This is a genomic window from Pseudomonas sp. UTLPPB19802, assembly GCF_059730225.1.
On record NZ_AP048545.1, the window covers coordinates 5,414,140 to 5,434,437 of the forward strand.

Annotated in this window: 17 protein-coding genes; 10 read left to right on the forward strand and 7 right to left on the reverse strand. The window is 59.7% G+C overall.

The window, feature by feature from the left end:
• Positions 1-4 precede the first annotated feature (4 nt).
• Entirely contained in the window at positions 5-1,717 is a 1,713-nt protein-coding gene (locus AC6I6U_RS23410; RefSeq protein WP_497878399.1) for a ShlB/FhaC/HecB family hemolysin secretion/activation protein, read from the reverse strand.
• Between the two features lie 451 nt (positions 1,718-2,168).
• On the opposite strand from AC6I6U_RS23410, the gene AC6I6U_RS23415 reads away from it, so the two are divergent.
• Both AC6I6U_RS23415 and AC6I6U_RS23420 read left to right on the forward strand, forming a co-directional pair.
• Entirely contained in the window at positions 2,169-2,447 is a 279-nt protein-coding gene (locus tag AC6I6U_RS23415; protein ID WP_497878400.1) for a type II toxin-antitoxin system RelE/ParE family toxin, read from the forward strand.
• Between the two features lie 13 nt (positions 2,448-2,460).
• Entirely contained in the window at positions 2,461-2,748 is a 288-nt protein-coding gene (locus AC6I6U_RS23420) for a HigA family addiction module antitoxin (protein WP_497878401.1), read from the forward strand.
• A gap of 52 nt (positions 2,749-2,800) precedes the next feature.
• Here AC6I6U_RS23420 and AC6I6U_RS23425 read toward each other — a convergent pair whose 3' ends face one another.
• Positions 2,801-4,042: a DUF1835 domain-containing protein gene (locus AC6I6U_RS23425; protein WP_497878402.1), complete on the reverse strand. Its 1,242-nt coding sequence runs from the start codon at positions 4,040-4,042 to the stop codon at positions 2,801-2,803.
• Between the two features lie 356 nt (positions 4,043-4,398).
• On the opposite strand from AC6I6U_RS23425, the gene AC6I6U_RS23430 reads away from it, so the two are divergent.
• From AC6I6U_RS23430 to AC6I6U_RS23440, 3 genes are all read left to right on the forward strand, one after another.
• Complete coding sequence (locus AC6I6U_RS23430; protein WP_497878403.1) at positions 4,399-5,775, forward strand: AAA family ATPase; 1,377 nt, start codon at positions 4,399-4,401, stop codon at positions 5,773-5,775.
• Positions 5,772-6,497 carry a retron system putative HNH endonuclease gene (locus tag AC6I6U_RS23435; protein ID WP_497878404.1) on the forward strand — a complete coding sequence of 242 codons (726 nt, stop codon included), beginning with the start codon at positions 5,772-5,774 and terminating at the stop codon, positions 6,495-6,497. The genes AC6I6U_RS23430 and AC6I6U_RS23435 overlap by 4 nt, the downstream gene beginning before the upstream one ends.
• Positions 6,498-6,786: 289 nt before the next feature.
• The gene (locus AC6I6U_RS23440) at positions 6,787-7,269 is read left to right on the forward strand and encodes a DUF2397 family protein (protein ID WP_497878405.1); all 483 of its coding nucleotides are present in this window, start codon (positions 6,787-6,789) and stop codon (positions 7,267-7,269) included.
• Here AC6I6U_RS23440 and tnpC read toward each other — a convergent pair.
• From tnpC to tnpA, 3 genes are all read right to left on the reverse strand, one after another.
• Positions 7,251-8,786 (reverse strand): IS66 family transposase, encoded by a 1,536-nt coding sequence (gene tnpC / locus AC6I6U_RS23445; protein WP_497878406.1) that lies wholly within the window; start codon positions 8,784-8,786, stop codon positions 7,251-7,253. The genes AC6I6U_RS23440 and tnpC overlap by 19 nt on opposite strands.
• A 63-nt stretch (positions 8,787-8,849) precedes the next feature.
• Positions 8,850-9,185, reverse strand: a complete 336-nt coding sequence (gene tnpB / locus AC6I6U_RS23450; RefSeq protein WP_047595464.1) for an IS66 family insertion sequence element accessory protein TnpB — start codon at positions 9,183-9,185, stop codon at positions 8,850-8,852.
• Positions 9,182-9,502, reverse strand: a complete 321-nt coding sequence (gene tnpA / locus AC6I6U_RS23455) for an IS66-like element accessory protein TnpA (RefSeq protein WP_497878407.1) — start codon at positions 9,500-9,502, stop codon at positions 9,182-9,184. The genes tnpB and tnpA overlap by 4 nt, the downstream gene beginning before the upstream one ends.
• A 110-nt stretch (positions 9,503-9,612) precedes the next feature.
• Here tnpA and AC6I6U_RS23460 point away from each other — a divergent pair, with 110 nt between their 5' ends.
• Genes AC6I6U_RS23460 through AC6I6U_RS23475 form a run of 4 tightly spaced genes read left to right on the forward strand, consistent with a single transcriptional unit; the run spans position 9,613 to position 17,394 of the window.
• Positions 9,613-10,716 (forward strand): TIGR02677 family protein, encoded by a 1,104-nt coding sequence (locus AC6I6U_RS23460; protein WP_497883088.1) that lies wholly within the window; start codon positions 9,613-9,615, stop codon positions 10,714-10,716.
• Positions 10,717-10,721: 5 nt separating this feature from the next.
• On the forward strand, positions 10,722-11,981 hold the full coding sequence (locus tag AC6I6U_RS23465; RefSeq protein ID WP_497878408.1) for a TIGR02678 family protein: 1,260 nt from the start codon (positions 10,722-10,724) through the stop codon (positions 11,979-11,981).
• A complete protein-coding gene (locus AC6I6U_RS23470) occupies positions 11,978-16,123 on the forward strand; it encodes a TIGR02680 family protein (RefSeq protein WP_497878409.1) in 4,146 nt (1,381 codons plus the stop codon). The genes AC6I6U_RS23465 and AC6I6U_RS23470 overlap by 4 nt, the downstream gene beginning before the upstream one ends.
• The gene (locus AC6I6U_RS23475; protein ID WP_497878410.1) at positions 16,120-17,394 is read left to right on the forward strand and encodes a TIGR02679 family protein; all 1,275 of its coding nucleotides are present in this window, start codon (positions 16,120-16,122) and stop codon (positions 17,392-17,394) included. The genes AC6I6U_RS23470 and AC6I6U_RS23475 overlap by 4 nt, the downstream gene beginning before the upstream one ends.
• A gap of 77 nt (positions 17,395-17,471) precedes the next feature.
• On the opposite strand, the gene AC6I6U_RS23480 is transcribed toward AC6I6U_RS23475, so the two are convergent.
• Together AC6I6U_RS23480 and AC6I6U_RS23485 are read right to left on the reverse strand one after the other, a co-directional pair.
• Positions 17,472-18,965, reverse strand: a complete 1,494-nt coding sequence (locus AC6I6U_RS23480) for a sensor domain-containing diguanylate cyclase (protein WP_497878411.1) — start codon at positions 18,963-18,965, stop codon at positions 17,472-17,474.
• Between the two features lie 148 nt (positions 18,966-19,113).
• The gene (locus AC6I6U_RS23485) at positions 19,114-19,761 is read right to left on the reverse strand and encodes an SMI1/KNR4 family protein (RefSeq protein ID WP_497878412.1); all 648 of its coding nucleotides are present in this window, start codon (positions 19,759-19,761) and stop codon (positions 19,114-19,116) included.
• Between the two features lie 127 nt (positions 19,762-19,888).
• On the opposite strand from AC6I6U_RS23485, the gene AC6I6U_RS23490 reads away from it, so the two are divergent.
• Positions 19,889-20,254 (forward strand): hypothetical protein, encoded by a 366-nt coding sequence (locus AC6I6U_RS23490; protein ID WP_497878413.1) that lies wholly within the window; start codon positions 19,889-19,891, stop codon positions 20,252-20,254.
• Positions 20,255-20,298: the final 44 nt, after the last annotated feature.

The window sequence follows — 20,298 nt, forward strand, 5'->3', positions numbered from 1 at the left end:
CGAGTTAGAGAAAGAAATCCAGGCGGAAATAGATCGGCGCTTCACGCTCGGTAATAGGCGTCGGTCGTTCCAGGGAATGGGCGAAGGTCACCGTGGCTGCCATGTGCTGGCCGCGGGCGAACAGTTCCAGCGAGTCACTGGTCATGCGCCCGTGCTGCTCGGCGTTGTAGCGGTCGTGACGGATCACGCCCTGGTCGTAACCGAGGCTGGAGCCGTACTCCGAGAGCAGTGGCTTGAGCCACTCCAGGGTGACAGGGCGACTCCAGCGCAGGTCGTTGCGCCAGTAGCCGCCGCTGTCGCCGGACAAGGTCTGGTCCTGATAACCGCGAATCGACGACAGGCCGCCCAGGCTCATGCGTTGCGGACTGAACAGCACGTCCTCGCTGCGCTGACCGGTCATCAGGCTGCTGAAACTGAAGGACTCGCCCCACAGTTTGAACGGCTGCAGGTAACTGACCGTGGCGGTGTATTTGCGATAGCGCGCATCAGCCTGCCCCGGCCCCGGATCATGACTGCCCTGGGCGTCGAAGGCACCGATGCCGTCCTGCATGCCGAGGTCGACGTTGACAAATGCACCGCCGATTCGTCGCCCGTGCGTGATACCCAAGCCGGACTCGCTCAGGCGGTTGCTGCTGACCGCCAGCTTGCTGTCTTCGATGAAGTTGTTGGTGCGCAGGTAGGTCAGCGTGCTGTTGAGCGAGGTCTTGCTCACCGCGTCACGATAGACGACCCGCTCCAGTTTCAGCTGATGGTTCTGGCTGTCGCCGCTCTGCTTGAACGCAAACCCGCTGGACTGGGCCTGCGAACGGTATTCGCTTTCGCTGTAGGTGTAGCTGAGGTTCCACCAGCCGAACGGCAGGTTGTAGTAGAGCATGGCATTGCGCGAGTTCTTCGTCGTATCGCCGACCACGTCATGACCGGCCCTCAGGGAAAACTGGTCGGCCAGGCCCAGTGGGCTGTCCCAATCGAAGGTGGTACCGGCCTGCTGCCGGCCGGTGCTGCGCTGGCCCTCGTTACCGTATGACAGGCCAGCACGCCAGGGCTTTTGCGGGTTGTTCCTGACCAGCACTTCGCTGCCGCCGACTTCCTTGCCCGGTGCCAGCTCCATCTGGGCCTGGTTCGACGGCAGGCGGTTGAGCTGATCGACCATCTGCTCGATCTCCCGCAGGTTGAGCAGCTCGCTCTGTCTGCCGGGAAAACTCATCGTCAACTCACGGTCGGAGATACCACTGCCTTCGGCGCCCTTGAGCCCTTCGAGCTTGCCTTCGACCACCAGCACTTTCAGATGGCCGCTGGACAGGTCCTGCTGCGGCAGATAGGCGCGACTGGTCACCAGGCCCTTTTCGATATAGCGGTCGGTGATGACCTTGAGCAGTTCGTTGAGTTGCGGCACGCCCAGGCATTGGCCGATGTAGGGCTTGAGCAGCTGCTCGCGCTCGCTGGCGGAAAGCGAATCCGCGCCCTGCAGGTCGATGGTCTTGATCGGGAAACAGCGGCCGTCGACCGGCGCCTGGGGGGCCACCGGGGCAGCGGTCTGGCCGGGTAGATCCTTGAGTTCTTCGAGGCGGCGACGCTGTTCTTCGAGGAGACGATCCTGGCGATCGCGAATCAGGTCGGTATCGCCAGGAGTGGGAGCCGCGTGGGCGCTGAACGAGAGGCTGGTGACAATGACGGCCAACGCAACGACGGTGCTCGTCCTGAGAAATGAAGTGTCCATGCGCGCCCTTTAGAGATGGCTCTATGCCATCAATCGGCGGCGATACTAGGATGGCATTTCTATGGCGTCAATTTGTCAAACATGAAATTATTTCCAAATGTTTTCACGTGACATTCCCAGCAAATCATGGATATGAAAACGTGATGATCAGCGCCGCCAGACCTGCCCTTCCCCACTGACAACCCAAGGTTCCTGACCAGCCACAAGCCGAACGTTGCCCCCAGGAGTCCGGAGCTTGTCAGGCCCCATAGATAGCTGACATCAAGAAGAGAAATTTCCATCTACATCAAAGCTGCGCCTGATAGAGGCTTCTACCCACTCACCTGGATCATCGGCTGAGCCGAATCAATCTGATTTGATCTAGCTCTCCAGGGGTCACCTTGATGTTTTTTTTAGAAGCGAAAGACGCACGGTCATTGCAGAGTGTGATGGATCACATCACACTCAAGCCGTGATCGTCAGCTGGAGGCATAAAGGCCTTCGAGCTTTTTTTGAAAGTGGATCAACCAGCGGAATAAGAGCAGACCAGGCAAAGCGGCTCTCCAACGTGCTGTTTGTTCTGAACAGGGCAAGAGCACCAGACGATGTAAACCTTCCTGGTTGGAGGTTACATGCACTTAAAGGTGAGCTGTCAGGGTTCTGGTCAATCACCGTAACTGCCAACTGGCGCGTCGTCTTCCGCTTCATGGGGGCGGACGTCGAGTTGGTCGACTATTTGGACTACCACTGAACGGAGGCCCTCCATGGGCATGTTCAACCCACCTCACCCTGGCGGGATTCTTCTCGAGGACGTGATACCCGGCCTCGGAACCACCATTACCGAATTTGCTCGCCGCCTGGGTTTCGCTCGAGAAACGCTCTCGAGAATACTGCATGGCCATGCTCCCATCAGCCCTGACCTGGCCGTGAGGCTGGAGCGGGCCGGAATCAGCACGGCCCGCCTCTGGCTGGGCATCCAGGCAGACTACGATCTGTGGCAGGCAGAACATCGCGAGCAACCGCCGATCGAACGCTATGCCCAGGTGAGCTGAGCAGCTATCCCCCTTGGCTGCTCACGCCGGGCCTTTGAATGACTTGCCCTCATCAGCGCCGCCAGACCTGCCCTTCCCCACTGACAACCCAGGGCTTCTGGTTCGCCACAATCCGGACTCCGCCCACCCAACGCTCGGCCGGAGACTGGTCGAGCCAATGCGCTTGCCCCGCCAGAATCCGTTCACCGAGGGCAGTCAGGCGTAATGGGCGCCTTGCCCAAGTGTCGCCCTGGCCTTCGTGCAGCAACGGACTCGGTGCGTTGATCAAGGGCCGCAGCAGCACATGGAACATCAGGTCGCCCAGGTACGGCAGCGGTTCCTCGTGCTGCATCAGTTCGGCGAACACTCGACCGGCCGGCAGTTCCCCTTTTGTCGCCAGGATCCGGAGGGTCAGTCGCTCCGTGAGACTCAAGCCGTCCTCAGCACCGGGAAGCTCCTGCAGTTGCCGCGCCAACGCTGCGCCCAACAACGGCAGCGGCTGATGTTGCTGGCCAGCCAGGTCTGCCCAGGCGCTGGGGTCCGGCGCGGTATAGGCGGCCCAGGCCTGGCGCGCCAGCAACAGGGCATCCTCGCCCAGGCTACGGCGTTGCGGCCAGAGCCAGGCGAGCACATCCGGGGCCAGTTGGCCGATACCGATGAAGCGCTCGACGCCTGGCACCTGGTCGATCTCGATCAGCTCCAGCCGCCGCGGCAGGCTGGGAAGGCTGGCAAGCAGGCGAATCAGGAACAATTGGTCATAGGCATCCGCTTCGCACCAGAGCACCACTTCGCTGTCGGCGCTCAACTGTGCCAGTGCCGAACGCTGCAAGGCCTGGCGCTGCTGGACATCGCGGGGAGCCAGGCCAAAGGCCTGCTGCACATAGGCTGTGCGAACCCGCCAATAGTCGTCCTCTGGCAATGCCGGTACCGGCCCCATGACCATGGGGTCGTCGAACATGTGGAATGCGCCTTGAAAACCCGCTGTCCGCAGGCTGTGCTCGATGTCGTTGCCACAGCGCCAATGCTGGACGGTCGCCTCGCCATCGGCGACGAAGGCCGGATGGCGGGCGGCAAACGCGACCGCATCGGCATGGGCCTTGAGCTTGGGCCAACTGGCGAAGCCGGCTTCGCGGGCCACCAGCCATTGGGTATCGGCAAGACGGTAGTCAGGGCCTGGCAGGCCGATAGTGCGCAGTTGCGCCCGGGTGTCGTCGGCTTCGTGGTTTTTCAGCGCCGTGAGCAGGCGCTTGGCGCGCTTACGCAAGGCGGGCAGATCGAGCAGGCCGTGATGACGGGAAGCATTGATGGCGGACATGCCAACTCCTTTGGGGGCTCGGTCCGCCGACAAGCCGGGAGTTGGTATGAAAACAGGATGCAGTGCCTGGGCAACCCCTTTGCGCGGACCACTGGCGTGGCAAACGCCTGATGGGGGACTTTAGCGGCGGACTTCGGAGGATGCAATGGTTGATGGCTTCCATCGAGTAGGCTCAAGCATCGTAAACAGTTGTCTCAAATCAAGAGGATTCACAACAGTCCTGAGGGTAACCTGTGACACCCTCATACTGACCTTTTCTGGTATGTTTACAACATGCATTCAGCATGAATATTACAACCCTGACGCAAAGGCATCTTTAATATGCTGGTCCAAGTGAGAGAACCGGAGAAAAGACTGTGAAACTCGACAAGCTGCGCATACAGAACTATCGCTGCTTTGGAGAGTTCGAGATCGACTTCGATCCACATTTGACCATACTGACGGCTTCCAACGGCGGTGGTAAAACCACAATTCTGGATGCCGTGCGGGTTGCGTTATGGCCTTTCGTCAAAGGATTTGACCTTGGCAGTCAAACCGGTAAATCTGCCACCGTCCAGAACGAAGACGTCCGTCTCGCAAGATTCAGCAACGGCAACATGGAGCCTCAAACACCCAGTTCGATCGAAGCATGGGGGCAGTGGTCGGATCGCAGCCAGCAGAGCCACTGGCTGCAACAGCGCACGAGCGTGCAAAAGAACACCAACACCATTGGCGACTCCGAATCCAGAGCTTTAACCGCCTACGGTAAATCGCTGCAGGAGCAAGTGCGCAGCGACGCACCTGTCACACTGCCAATGATAACCTACCAGGGAACTTCCAGGCTCTGGTTCGAAGGCCGCTTCACCTCGTTGGCAGCTCAGACCACGCTGGACAAAACTGAGTATTCAAGGACATCAGGCTATCTGAACTGCCTCTCCTACTCGTCCAGTTTCAAGACTTTTACGGCTTGGTACAGCTGGATCTACCGCAGCTACCGGGAATCCCAGATCATTGCTCTGGAAAGCCACGAAGCAATATCCCACACGGGACAGCGCTTCGAGCAAATCATCGTAGCCATCAAGGAAGCTATCGATCGTTTGATCAAGGACTCCACTGGCTGGCATAGCCTGGAGTACAGTGCCAGCCATCAACAACAGTTGGTGATGCAGCATCCCGAGCAAGGAGTGTTACCGGTCGAGTTATTGAGCGATGGGCTACGCAATACCATAGCCATGGTCGCAGACCTCGCCTTTCGTGCCTGCAAGCTCAACCCTCACCTAGGAGAGCGAGCCCCACTCGAAACCCCAGGCATAGCCCTGATCGATGAAGTGGACATGTTTCTGCATCCCCTCTGGCAGCAGACTATTGTCGGATCCTTGCGGGCTGCGTTTCCTGCAATGCAATTCATCGTCACGACTCACAGCCCACAGGTCCTCAGTACGGTACGGCGGGAAAATATCCGAGTCATCGGGAGAAACGCCCAAGGTGAATTGATCGCCTCACAACCACTTGCCCTGACCTACGGCGAGCCAAGCAACAGCGTGCTTCACAGTGTAATGAACGTTGACCCTCAGCCCCCAATCAATGAAAAGCGGGATCTGCTGCAGTTGACCGAGTGGGTGGATAAGGGCCGCTATGACGAACAGCAGGTAGTGATATTGATGCAGCGGCTCACCGCTGCGTTGGGCGAACAACATCCTCAGTTGCAACGTTTGCATCGAAGTATCAGACGGCAGAAGGCATTGAAGGGATGAGGGCAATTCGCAAGCGAGGACACGGTCCCTATCAGCTAAACAACTCGCACGCCCACCCGCCTACATCTGACACCACCGCGACCAGCCGATGGGGCAGTTTTGGGTATAAACCAGAAGTGCTGGGCTATCTGTTGGAAGAGCAATACGCTTTGTGCTGCTACAGCGAAATCCGCCCGGATCGGGTTGGCTTGAACTTCCACATAGAGCATGTTGAAAACAAGAGCCAGCACCCGCAACGTACTTTTGACTACAGCAATTTGGCGGCCTGCGCCCTGGATAGCAAAAGCGACTTGCACGCACTCCAGGCACAAGGTGCAGAAGTCTTTGGTGGTCACGCGCAGGGCAAGTCAGACGGCGTCGATATGACCCGTTTCGTATCGTGTCACCAGCCAGATGCTTCACGCTTCTTTTCCTATTTGTCAGACGGACGTGTAGTGCCCGCTGATGGCTTGTCCCCCCAGGAAACGGATCGCGCCCAATACACCATCGGCCTGCTGAATCTGAACAGCCCCTATCTCCAGGATCTGCGTTATCGTTGGTGGGGTGAGCTGGAAACACTGATCGAAGAACACCTTGACCAGGATATGAGCCTGCATTGCCTCGCGGGCATAGACCTGATTCCAACTGGAAAGAATCTAAGCCAATTCTTCAGCATCACTCGCAGACTTTTCGGGGCCATTGCCGAGAAGGTAATTGAGCAGAACGCTCCTGAGCTACTGTGACACCGATTTAGCAACGAGGACCTCCAGCGCGCGTAGATACGGCCAACATCACCGCACGTATGATTCCAGAGATGAGTTTGATCACCTTTTCCTACTGATATTGAAGTCTCATGCACTGCATGCTCCGCCAATTTCGCAAGTAAGCATTGAAAGCCGAGTCGATACCGAAAATAGTACGCCTCTATCCCTGTATTGGCTAACGGCTCCAAAAGACCTCCTGGTACAAGCCAGGTACATAGCAAACTCGGAATGACCCAATTGATCACACAGGGTCAGTGGAGAGCCTCCAATGGTTCGTGAATCAATCTGGACGCACGCGTCATCTGACTTGTTTCGCCACGCCACGGCAGACAAGGCGGCCTTCTATCGCTCGATAATGGAGGTGTTTGCTTCTGCCAAGCGCCAATATCGCCTGCAATTGCGCCCCGATGAAGTCATGTCCGAAGCAAACTGGGATGACAGATCCCGACCCTCTCAGGAAGAGGTCAGCGCAGCACTGACTCAGCTCGCAGTCTGGGGCAATCTTGAGTCGCAGCCGGACATGACGCGCGTGTCTACACTCAACGACTACTATCGGGCACGTTTTCTCTATCGGCTATCACGTGGCGGCGAAGCAGTGGAGACGGGGCTGTCAGCCTTCGTGCAAAACCTCCGCCATCGTGCGGAACTGCAGAGCGTTGCCCTGGAAGATATTGACAACCGCCTACAAGCTTTGCGGCACCGTAAGCGTCCGGCGAACTCACCTTGCGTAAGTCAGGCCGGCATCCACTGATGCGGTAGCAACTGCCCGATCTCACTGGCCCGCTGCGTCGGCAGCCGCGTCAGCACATCTTTGAAATAGGCATACGGATCATGCCCATTCATGCGCGCCGACTGGATCAAGCTCATGATTGCAGCCGCTCGTTTACCACTGCGCAGCGATCCGGCAAACAACCAGTTCGAGCGTCCGAGCGCCCAGGGCCGTATCTGGTTCTCGACCTGGTTGTTGTCGATGGGCACAGCCCCATCGTCCAGGTAGCGCGTCAGCGCTACCCAGCGTTTCAGGCTGTAATCAAGGGCTTTGGCTGTGGCTGATCCATTGGGCACCAGATCGCGCTGGGCCAACATCCAGTCATGCAGTTTTTTGAGGATCGGCACCGCCATTTCCTGACGTATTCGCCAGCGATCTTCATCACTCATGTCCCGCGCTTGGCGTTCGACCTCGTACAAGCCGCTGATCGAGTGCAGCGCCTGTTCGGCCAACTGACTTTTGTTCGCCACGTGCAGATCGAAAAACTTGCGACGGGCGTGAGCCATGCAGCCGATTTCAGTGATGCCTTGCTCAAAACCAGCTTTGTAGCCCGCGAAGTCATCGCAAACCAGCTTGCCGCTCCAGTCGCCCAGGAAGTTGCGTGCATGTTCTCCGGCGCGGCTTGGGCTGAAGTCGTAAACCACCGCATTAAGCGCCGAAAACGGCGTCGTACTGTAGGCCCAAGCATAAGCGCGGTGAGTTTTCTTCTCGCCCGGCGCAAGCATTTGCACCGGTGTTTCATCGGCGTGGATCACGCCCTGGCTCAGCACCGCTTCACGCAGTGCATCGACTAGTGGCTGGAGTCGCACGCCAGTTTGTCCAACCCACTGGGCCAAGGTCGAGCGAGCGATGGCCAGCCCGGCGCGGCCAAAGATTTTCTCCTGCCGGTACAGCGGCAAGTGATCGGCAAACTTGGCCACCATGACCTGGGCTAGCAGGCCTGCGGTCGGGATACCTTTGTCGATCACCTGCGCCGGCACCGGCGCCTGGATCAGTGTTTCGCACTGACGGCAGGCCCATTTGCCACGCACATGCTGCTCGACGGTAAACACGCCCGGCGTGTAATCCAGCTTCTCACTGACGTCTTCGCCGATGCGTTGAAGTTGGCAGCCACAGGCACACTGGGTATTTTCGAGTTCGTGACGAATCACCGTGCGTGGAAACTGCGGCGGCAATGGCGCACGTTTCGGGAATTGCCGTGGTTCGGGCTGTGGCGCAGCTGGAAGGAGCTGTTTCAGCTCGGCCTCGATAGCCTCAAGGTCTGTGTCGAGCAGGTCATCCAGTAAGCTGCTTTGCGCCGGGCTGATTTGCTCGCTGCGCTTGGCAAACTTGTGCCGTTTGAGCAGGGCAATTTCGTAAGTGAGCTGCTCAATGACGGTTTGATCGTTCTGGATCTTCTTGCTCATCGCCTCGACCTGGGACTGCAACTGTAACGCCTGTGCCGCCAAGGCACGAAGCTGTTCCGGGGTCATCTGGTCGAGGTTGGGCGAGGAAGTCATGCCGCCGATTGTGCCAGAGCAGGCACGTGACGACGACACGTAGACCGGCCAAATGCACGGCGGTTACAGCATGCTGATCACACCGCCTGCACCGACGCGCTGCCACGGCAGGCCCAACACCAAGGCCTGGAGTTGTTCACTGTCGAGTTCGACCTCGCTGCCATGGCGAATGCCGGGCCAGTGAAACTTGCCTTGATTCAGTCGTCGCGCTGCAAGCCAAACTCCCACGCCGTCGTGCACCAGCACCTTCATCCGGTTGGCCCGGCGATTGGCGAACAGGTAAGCGCAGTGCGGCTTCGCCGCACCAAACACCGCGATCACCCGGGCTAATGCGGTTTCGGTACCAGCGCGCATGTCCATCGGCTCGGTGGCCAGCCAGATCGCATCGATGCGGATCATTGAGCAACAGCCCGGATAAATTGCGCACAGCCTTCGGGATCTGAGGCTGGCCATTTCACTGTGATCACTTGGCCGGCCATGGCTAATTCAATGATCACTGACGCTTCAGCTGGCCGTTTAGGGGCAGCCTTCAGTGGCACAAAGGCCGGTAGCGAAGTTGTCGCGGATTGGTCTCGATAGAGCGGCAGCCATTTGCGGATGACGTTGGCGTTGATGCCGTGGCTGATGGCGACACTGGACACGGTTGCACCAGGTTGCAGGCATTCCTGAACGACCTGGGCTTTGAAAGGCTTCGGATAAGAGCTTCGTTGGCGCATGGAGATCCTGGCGATAAGAGTGATCGCGTCCGCTTAAAAATACGCGGACACCATCGCCCTTAAAGCTGGAGTTCGGAAGGTGAGTTCGCCGGACGCTTACGCGGCACCTGCTGCACGAGGCACAGGCGAGCGGCAGCCTGGACACGGCAAAAGCCCATGAGATCCTGCGCGATCTGGTACGTGTATTCGAAGGTCTCGCCGAAAACGCCCAAGCATTCATGGCGGGAGTGACGCGCAGCCTGGAACTGCAACAATCCGACGCAACTGCACTGGTTGCCTACAAGCGACGGTTGATCGACTATCTCGAGAGGTTCATGGGAGATCTGATCCGTCGCTCCGACACTATCGCCCGGACACTGCAGGAGCTGTACCTTCCCGTCGACAACGTATTGCTGCAAATATCCACACGTGAAGCACGCGACGCCGCGCCCGGCAGCACCGACGAGCAGGAAACAGAAACCCTGCGACGCCTTGACGCCTGGCGCGAACGCTGGAAAGGGCTGCGCGGCTGGTTTCTGTCCACTGGTCACGAACCACCCCAGGCAGAATTGCTCCGCGCTCGCGCGCGCTCGGCGATCCCGCAATTGCTGGGGGCCATCGCGGCGGTTAATGAACGCCGTAGCGGTCGTAGCGACAGATCAGCCGACTTCCGTGTGCTGGCGCAGTGGTTCGCTGCCTGCCACTGCGACGAAGATGCTCATCGTCTAGCTCACGAGGCATTCGCACTGCAGCCAGCACGCCACTTTTCACTGGAGGTCGCTGAGGCAGAAGAGATAACCGCCAGTACCTCCTGGCTGGAAGCGCCCCCTCTGGTCATCAATCCCCGCCTGCGCGAATACGGAGAGGCCGCGCCACGAGGCGCACTGGCGAAGGTACGTGATCGCAGCAGGGATCGTGCGCTGATGGCGCAGCAGTTGGATCAGGAGTCGCGTCAGGTCGAAGCAGCACGCCGACGCTTGGCCACCGGTCGCCAGACGCGTCTCTCGGAGCTGGGCGAGCTCGATGTGCAGGCATTTGGCCTGTTCCTTGGATTGCTTGGCGAAGCGCTGGCAGAGCAGCGCGATCCAAACAGTCCGGTCGAGCGCCAGACAGGGGACGGCCTGCTGTACATTCAACTGCAACCTCTGGCTGAAAACAGCCATGCCCAGATATCGACACCGACTGGTATGTTTTCTGGCCGTGACCACTTGTTGACGATTCGACTCACCGAGTAAACCTGATGAAGAAATCCCGCCACACCAGGCATATGGGGGATACACAGAAGGCGCAGCAGCAAGATGAGTTTCGCAGGGCTCTACGCAGCCTGTTGATGCGCCCGCTTATGCCACCGGATCATGCAGACTTTCCTGCCGTACGACGCCAGGCCGAGCGTCTGCGCGAGTGGTTTTCCCGGGAAACCGGATGGCCGTTGCATGTCGACCGTGAGGGTGCGCGCCTGCTCAAACGTCCAGCCGATCTATCTGACCCGACCCGAGGTCTGCCTGACTACAATCGACGCAGTTATGTACTGCTATGCTTGGCGGCGGCTGTCCTTGAAAGGGCCGATCCGCAAATCACCCTGCGACAAATCGGCGAGCGAATCGTAAAACAAGCTACCGATCCAACACTGCAGTCACTGGATTTTGTCTTTACCTTGCACACTGCCACCGAACGACGCGAGCTGGTCATGGTATGCCGCACGCTACTGGAGCACGGCATCCTGGAACGGGTTGCCGGTGAAGAGGAAAACTATGTCCAGAACAGCAGCGGACCGCAGTCCGACGCACTCTACGACATTCACAGACGCCAACTGGCCGGTTTGCTGGCGGCGGTACGCGGCCCTTCGACCTGGAGCATCGAGGAAGCCCCCAGCAATACCGAAGCTCGATTGCGTAGCCTGGTGGAAGGTTTCACGGTGGACAGTGAACAAGGTAAACGTGACACCATTCGCCACCACCTCGCACGGCGCCTGCTGGACGATCCGGTGGTCTACACCGCAACGCTGGATGAGGACGCTCGCAACTACTTCATCAATCAGCGCGGCGTTCTCGCAAATCGTCTGTGCGAGGCTACGGGGCTGATCGCCGAACAGCGGGCCGAGGGCTTGGCACTGGTAGACGAAAGTGGGCAATTGACTGATGTGGTCATGCCCGCCGAGGGCACCGAGGCCCATGTCACACTGTTGGTCGCAGAGCATCTGGCACAGCGCCTGCGCAATAGGCGCACCTCGCTGCATGTGCCCGAAAGCGAAATTGCCCTGTTCCTGCGTGAGGCCACAGGACGTTACGGTCGTTACTGGCGCAAATCGGCACGCGCGCCAGGCGCCGAACACGAATTGGCACAAATAGCCATTACCCGCCTCTGCCGCCTGGGCCTGATGCTACGCAGCACGCAAGGTGTCAGCCCACTACCTGCCATTGCGCGCTTTTCCCTTGGACAGACCGAGGTACGCAACGCCCAGGGCAATGAATCTCTATTCCTATCCGGGCAGGACGCATGAGCAGCGATCTCTTCACTACCGACTCACGGCCAGCGCTACCCCAACCTCAACGCGAACGCTGGCAACCTCTGCGCCTGGGTCTGGTTGAGCTGTTCCACTATGACAGTGAGGAGTTCTGGTTCCACGACGGTCACCTGCTACTGCGCGGCAATAATGGTACCGGCAAGTCCAAAGTCCTGTCGCTGACCCTACCGTTGCTGCTGGACGCACAGTTGCGCTCGTCTCGCGTAGAACCCGACGGCGATAGCGGCAAGAAGATGGCCTGGAACCTGCTGGTTGGCACCTATCCTCGACGTATCGGCTACAGCTGGATAGAGTTCGGCCGTCGCGAGCACGATGGTCGCCTGCGCTACCTGACCCTGGGCGTGGGCCTTTCTGCTGTCGACGGTCGAGCGCATGTGGACAGTTGGTTCTTCATTGTTGAGGGCGACAGCACGACAGCAGATCCACGCATTGGAGAAGATCTTTGGCTGACCACCGCCGAGAGACAGGTGCTGACTCAAGAACGCCTGCGCGATGCCCTTGGCGGCCGAGGCCAACTGTTCACGAACCATCAGCTCTACCGCCGCGCAGTGGACGAGCGTCTTTTCCAGCTCGGTGCGCGACGCTTCGATGCCTTGATGGATACGCTGATCCAGTTGCGCCAGCCACAACTCTCGAAGAAGCCCGACGAAAGTGGTCTGTCCAACGCCTTGAGCGAATCACTGCCGCCACTCCCCCCCGAACTGCTGGGAGATGTGGCCGAGGCGCTCAATCAACTGGAAGAAGATCGCATCCAACTGGAAGAAGCCCGTCGACTCCAGCAGGCCGTCACCCTGTTCGAACAGCGCTACCGCATCTACGCCGGAATTCTGGCCAGACGCCAGGCGCGCGAGTTGCGTCAAGCGCAGACTGGCTTCGACAATGCCAGCGAGGCGCGCAACCGGGCAACGCAGGATCTGACCCGACGCGAGGGTGATCACAGCGATGCCTGCATCGCATTCGAAACGGCAAAACTGCAGAATTTGGCAGCCCGGGAGCAGGTAGAAACGCTGCAGAGCGACCCAGCCAACCAGGACGCCAACCGGCTGGCACAGGAAGAACGCAGTGCTGCCGAGCGCCAGCAGACAGCCCAATTGGCCATTGGAAAGCGTGATGAGGCGCGAATCAGGCTTGACGGCGAAATCGCTCTCAGCCAGCAACGCGCCAACGCGGCTGTTCTGGCTCGCGAAGAACTGGAAAAGGCGCGCACACGTACGCACAACACCGCCATAACCGTTGCCCTCGCAACCGAGGTCGCCGCTCATCCTCTGCTCTATATTGATGCCGAAACCCTGGCAGAACAACCATCCGGGCACAGAGCGACCGATGAGCCCCTGCGTACCCTGGTGATACAACGACGCCAGGACATCGTCCACCTGCGGCAACGCCACATGGAAGCCGGGAAGGCCCTGGCAGTGCTGGTGAACACGCACGAACACGTACAGACTGCTCGCGATGAAATGCAAACAGCGCTGGAACAACGCGAGGAGGCTGATCAGCAGGCCGAAGATGCAGGTAACGTGTTGCTCGAAACCTGGTCCGGGCATTGTGCACACCTTGTGCAACTGCGCTTCGAGGTAGAACAACCATTGCTTCAGTTGGCCAAGTGGGTGGCCCGCCCGGAAGGTGAGAACCCTGCTCAAGTGGCACTCGACACAGCCTGGCAGGCGTTCCTGCAAAGCCACGCCACACAAAAGGCGGCGCTGGACAGCAGGTTTGCAACCCTGGATAAACAACGTACCGATATCGAAGAGGAACGCATCCGTCTCGCCAGGGGCGAAGATGCCCTTCCCCCTGCGCCCCCAACCCGCGCAAGCGGTATCAGGCTGCAACGCCAAGGTATGCCGCTATGGCAACTGGTGGACTTTCACCCACACCTTAATGCCGCAGAACGTGCCGGGCTGGAAGCCGCCCTGGAAGCCAGCGGCCTTCTCGACGCCTGGTTATCACCAGAAGGCGGGCTGAGCGACAGCAGCGGTGAGCCACTACTGGATACCAGTTGGTATCAGCGCAGGCCGGCAAACGGTAGCAGTCTCAACGATGCACTGATTCCTGCCCGGCCAGAAGGCTGCCCGATCACGGATGCGGGCCTGAAGGCAGCGCTGGCCTGTGTGGCTTATGGCACGCAAGAACCCACGGACGAAGAAGCCTGGCTCTCACCTGATGGCCGCTATCGCCTGGGTCCCCTGGCAGGAGCATGGAGAAAAGCCGAGGCAGGCTACATCGGCCGCAGCGCCAGGGAAATGGCAAGGCAGCGACGGTTGGATGGGCTGGCCAATCTCCTGCTCGAACTCGACTCGACTCAGGCACAGCTCGAAGGACAGCAACAGACTCTGGCTGATGAACGCAGCCAGGCCGACCGGGAAAGACAATCCGTGCCCTCCGAGCGCCCATTGCACGATGCGATCAGCACCGCCATGCAAGCCGCCCGCGGCGTCGAGCAGAACAGGCAACGACTGGCTCATGCTGAAACACGCCATCAGGAAGCCGAGGAAACACTGCACTCCGTACGTGAACAACTGCAGAACGACGCTGTCGATCTGCGGCTTCCTCCCGAAGCCGAACAGCTACCCAGGATAGAGGAGGCACTCGAACACTTCGACCAAGCCCAGGCAAACCTGATACAGGCGGTGCGAGAGTGGCAGCGCGCCTGGCCCGATCAACGCCAGCAGCACCAGCGCGAAAGCGAAGCACGCACGATGCTGGAACAGGCCGAACAGGCTATGGGCATTGCTGAAAGCCAAGCAAAACAGGCCCAGACGCGTTTCGAGACGCTACGCCAATCCATCGGCCAACAGGTGGAGGAGTTGCAACGCAAACTGACGGCTGCGCGCACCGCAAGTGCTAAAGCTGAAGAGCAGACAGAGCAGTGCCGCAACGCACTGAGCAACGCGCAGACGCAGTTGGCCCTGGTTCAGGCAGAGGTCGAACGTGCCGAACAGAAACTGAATGAGCGTAGCGAGGAACGCCTGCAGGCGACCGAAAGGCTCCGCCACTTCAGTTCCAGCGGCCTGCTGGCGGCAGCCTTGCCCGAACTGGGGCTACCCGGGCATTGGAGCATCGATCCGGCCCTGACTCTGGCCCGTGGCATCGAACAGGCGCTACTTCATATCAACGATGACGACGCTCATTGGAACCGGGTACAGAAACAGATCTCCGAGGATCTGAGCGACCTGCAAAGCGGGTTGAGCGCCTTGAGTCATCATGCCATTGCCGAGCCTACCGATTGGGGCATCATCGTCACCATCCAGTACCAGAATCGCACTGAACGCCCCGACACGCTCGCCTCGCTATTGGCCGAGGACATCAGCCAACGCAGCGAGTTGCTATCGGCGCGCGAGCGCGAAGTACTGGAAAACCACCTCCAGGCCGAGATAGCCGCCGAACTCCAGCGCCTGATGCGCGCTGCCGACGAGCGCGTTACCGCCATCAATAGCGAACTGTACAAACGTCCCACTACCACTGGCGTACGCTACCGCCTGCAATGGGAGCCTCTGTCTCCACAAGAAGGCGCACCAGCCGGCCTGGAAGCGGCCCGTAAAAGTCTGCTCAATACCAGCGCCGACCTCTGGTCGACCGAGGATCGGCGCGCCGTCGGGATCATGCTACAGCAGCAGATTGCTGCAGAACGCTCCCTGGCCGACGCTGACAACGCCGGCAGAAGCTTGCTCGATCAACTCGCTCATGCACTGGACTACCGTTATTGGCACCGTTTCCGCATCCAGCGCCAGCAGGACGGCCAGTGGCGCAAACTGTCCGGCCCGGCCTCGAGCGGTGAACGTGCACTAGGGCTTACTGTACCGCTGTTCGCCGCCATCGCCAGTTTCTATGGCCATGGCGGTAGCCCACTGGCACCCCGCCTGATGTTGCTCGACGAAGCCTTCGCAGGCATAGACGATACGGCCAGGGCCCACTGCATGGGACTGGTTCGGGAGTTCGACCTGGACTTTGTCATCACCAGCGAACGGGAGTGGGCCTGCTACGCAGAACTGCCTGGCGTATCCATCTGCCAACTGCAGCGACGCGAAGGTATAGATGCCGTGTTCGTTTCGCGCTGGACCTGGAGCGGCAAGGCCAAGCGACTCGAAAAAGACCCGGACCGTAGGTTTCCACTGGCATGACCACTACTCCAGACCCACGGTTATTACGGTTGCTTGGAGGGCCGACCCTGTCCGGGTTACGCCTGCGTCTGCGCCGCCGATTTGAACAAGCCGATGAGCAAACAGTGATCGCCTCGATCCAACTGACAAATCTTGAACCGCATGAGTACTCAGCTCTCTGCCAACTGACCGGGCGCCCCTCGCGCACGGCACGCTCGATGAAGCTGGATCTCGACGATCTTGATACACGCTTGAAAAACGCTGGGCTTGCCGACTCGCTGCAGACCGCATTGGAGCAGTTGGACGGCCCTATCGCTGCCAAAGCGACCCTGCGCAAAACGCTCTCCGCTCAATGGGCGGCACTGGTCGACTCGAGCGAACACAGCTCGCCGCTATGCGCCTGGCTGCAAGATACCGCCATATCACTGCCTCTGCTCAAACGTCTCGGACGCGACCCGGCGAGCGCTGCACGGTTACTTACAGCGGTCGAGCGCGTCCTCCATCGGCTCCCGGCACAAGGACTGCCTCGCTCACAACTGGCTGCCGAAACGCTTGGTGACGCCCACGCGCTGGATATCGGGCGCCCGGTAGCAACCCTGGTGCTATCGGTGTGGCGCCTGTATGAACAGACTGATGCCGCTCTCAAGGATGAAGTGCAAAGCGAAGCCTCACCCGGTGCCGAAGAACATGTGCGGGAGATCTGGTCGAGAGCCGGGATTCTGGTCAACGAATTGGCTCGCCCCGTGTTGTTCCTGAACCTGCCCGTAGCACCTGATGCCACCCGCACGTGGCTGCCGGGCGAGCCTGGCTACCTTTCACTACGGCAACTGCTACGCAGGCCGTACGCCTGGCAGGTAGCCGACCGGAACGTCTACATATGTGAGAACCCAAACGTCGTTTCCATCGTCGCCGACTGCCTGGGGGTCGGTAGTGCTCCATTGGTCTGTACCGACGGCATGCCGGCCGCCGCGCAACGAGTCCTACTCGACCAGCTACAGGCAGCTGGCGCGAACCTGCATTATCACGGTGATTACGATTGGCCCGGAATCACGATCGGCAACCATGTCATACGTACCTGGAAGGCGAGCCCTTGGCGATTTGGACAGAAGGATTATCTGCAAGCGGTAGCGAAGACCCCCGTTCGATCACGTGACCTGAATAGTAGTGGAGTAGAAGCATCCTGGGATGACCGGCTTCGTGCGTCCATGGACACCTGCGGATTGGCAATTGCGGAGGAAGCTGTTACCAACATTCTGCTTGAAGATCTGAGCGGGAGAACTACGACCGACTGACTTCGCCCAAAATGTGCTCAAGTGCTTCGCGTCCCGGGCCAAAATGTTGCGCAATACCGTTGAGGACGCAGTAAAGGTTACTGCTCCACCCGCGCCCGCCCATTCGACTTGGCCCGATAGAGTGCCAGATCCGCCTGCTTGAGCACCGCGTTGAGCTCCACATCGAATGGGCAATCCGCCAGGCCGGCACTGAAACTGACGGTGGAGCCCTTGGGCAGGCCCCGGATGCGCAAGGCCTTCAGCTCATGGGCAAGGTGTTCCAGAAAGCCGTGGGCGGCATCCAGCCCGCAACCCGGCAGCAGAAAGACGAACTCCTCTCCCCCCATCCGCGCGAACACGTCGCCACTGCGCGCGTGAGCCTGGCACAGACGCGTGAAGGTAATCAGCACTTCATCGCCGACGTCATGCCCAAAGCGGTCGTTGATACGCTTGAAGTGATCGAGGTCGATCAACGCCAGGCACAACGGCCCAGACGACTGCCTGGCCAACTCGAAACGGGCAGCGAATGCCCGTCGGTTGAGCGCCCCCGTGAGCGGGTCCGCGTTGGCGAGTTCCCTCAGTTGCGTCTCCAGGGTCTTTTGCCTGCTCACGTCGCGGATTTCCGCCAAGCACTGCTGATCATCCAGTTCCAGCATCACGACTTCGGCCTGGAAGGTGCTTTGGTCGGCCCGTACCGCCACGCTGTGGCAAGGCTGCCCGGACAATTCGGTCGGCTCGGTCCCCGGCAGAAACAGGGCATCGAAGGACAGCCCATGCAGCACCTCGCGCCGACAGCCGAACAGCTCGCCCAGCTTGGGGTTGCTGTCCTCGATACGCCCAGTGCGCAGCAACAACATGGCCGCGCTGCTGATGCGCATCAACTGCTCGAAACGACGCAGGTTGGCACGGGCGGCGGCTTCATAATCGCGGCTTTGCGCCAGCGTGCGGTGCAGGCTCATGGCGGTGAACCCCACCAGCGCGTTCACCAGGAACGGCAAGCCGGTGAAGAACGACAGCATCGGAATGGAATCCTCGGGGAAGGCCTGGGGTACCCAACCCGCCACGCCCACCGCCAGGCGCAGGACATGGGCCAGGCAATAGAGCAGCAGCGAGATGTAAATGAACAGCCGGACCGAGCGCACCTCTCCGATCGCCGGGTGACGACGCAGAATATTGAGCTCTACGATCGCGAGTATCACGATGATCGCGCTATAAGCCGCATCGCCTACCGCCTGCGGCAGACCGTGGTCGCGAAAGTAGTCCACCGCAGCCTGCGCCAACAGGGCCGCCGGTAGCAGGGCCTTCGGCGTAGGCCGTCCAAGAAAGCGGAAAATCCCCAGCATCATGATGGTCTGGGCCGCCACCAGAATCTGGTTGCTCAGCCAGTCCAGGGTCAGTTGGCGGTCCAGCAGGTCATAGAGAAAAACGCTGTAGCCCAACAGCAACAGCCAGCAACACGCCGCCCAATAACCGGGGCCACGAGAGGGCCGGCAGAAATAGAGAATGCTGGTGCTGGCCACCGCGCAGGCAAACAGCACGCACATGCCCAACAGGACAGGAGAGCCAAACAACAATCCCGGCAGATTCGACATCAACGAAACGCCCCAGTGGTCAACCGCTTCCATTGAGCATAGATGCTCAGGTATTCGGCGACGGGGCGCAGGTCTTTAGTCGACTCCGGAGTGGCCGGTATCACTTCCGCTGGGGTCTATCGCCCGCAGTCCTGGAGACCGGCGCGCCTCAGGCCTTTTGTGCGGCGAACAGCGTCTCCAGCGCATCCAGGAAATGAGACGACTCCGGCTCCCTGGTATTCAGGCTCTGCCCACCGTCATCCTCTTCCCTGATCAGCGCGTTCCCTGACTCAAGCTGATCGACCAGCCATTGCAGGAAGACCGCGACAGAACGGCCCAGCACGAACTTCTCTTCCTCGTCAGCACCAAAGTTGATGACCTGCCCCACGGTGCCTTGCTGCGCCGGGTCCAGGTCCACACCGAGGTGGTTTCCGCCGTAGTCGTAGGCAATTGGAATCCAGTACCGGTTGGCGTAGACCTCCTTGACCAGACCAGGTTGAGCCGAGGTGCAGAAGGCGCTCATGTTCGCCATGTCCTCGGCGGAGAGATCATCGATGATCGTCTTCCAGGACTCCCAATGTTCCCGTGCCCCGGCCAGGGACAGGAAGTTGAGCCCGTAGAAGGGCCCCGTGTCGGCCTCGCCTTTTTGTCCATCATGCAGGCGGTAGAGCGCTTTCAGACTCTCGGGAAAAGGCCTTCCGACCGCCTCTTCAAAGTCGGCGAGTTCGGCTTCCGAGCAGCCTGGAGCCAAGTCGGCCTGTACTTGCGGGAGGTGGGTTTGCAGCCAGTGTTCCAGTCGATCCATCGTGGTTTTCATCAAGGGCTCCATGTGAAAGGAGTCTCAGGGTACCGCATGACCAACGTCGAGGTGAGCCCCGGCGGTGAACCGAAGCCGACCAACAGGGTCTGAAACGGCAAGCTCAACATTGGATGGATCCTGATCAATGCCTATGCGTTTGGCCCCCCTGTCGCTGGTGGTGCTGTTGACCGCCTGCACTCACTACCCCGAATACCGCTACATCAAGCCAGAAACACCGCAAGGACTGGCCTGCCTGCACAAACTGGACGCGGAGGTGGATGATTGCGAAACCCGGTACAAGAATCGGGCGGATAGTTTCCAAGGCCTGTATGAGTTCCAGGCGGGCAATACGCGGCAGTGCGAGTACTTCAATGACCTCAAGATGCCCAATGCCTGCCCGCCGCCGCCCAGTCCTCCAACCCGGGAGATCAACTATTGCCGCGACGGTTATGCCACCAAGTTCGTGGACTGCGGCGGCAGGATCGTGGAGATCAAGCCAGAGGATAAGTAAGCCTGTAGGCTGGCTCTGACGATCCAGCCCGGCCTGTTCAGCCA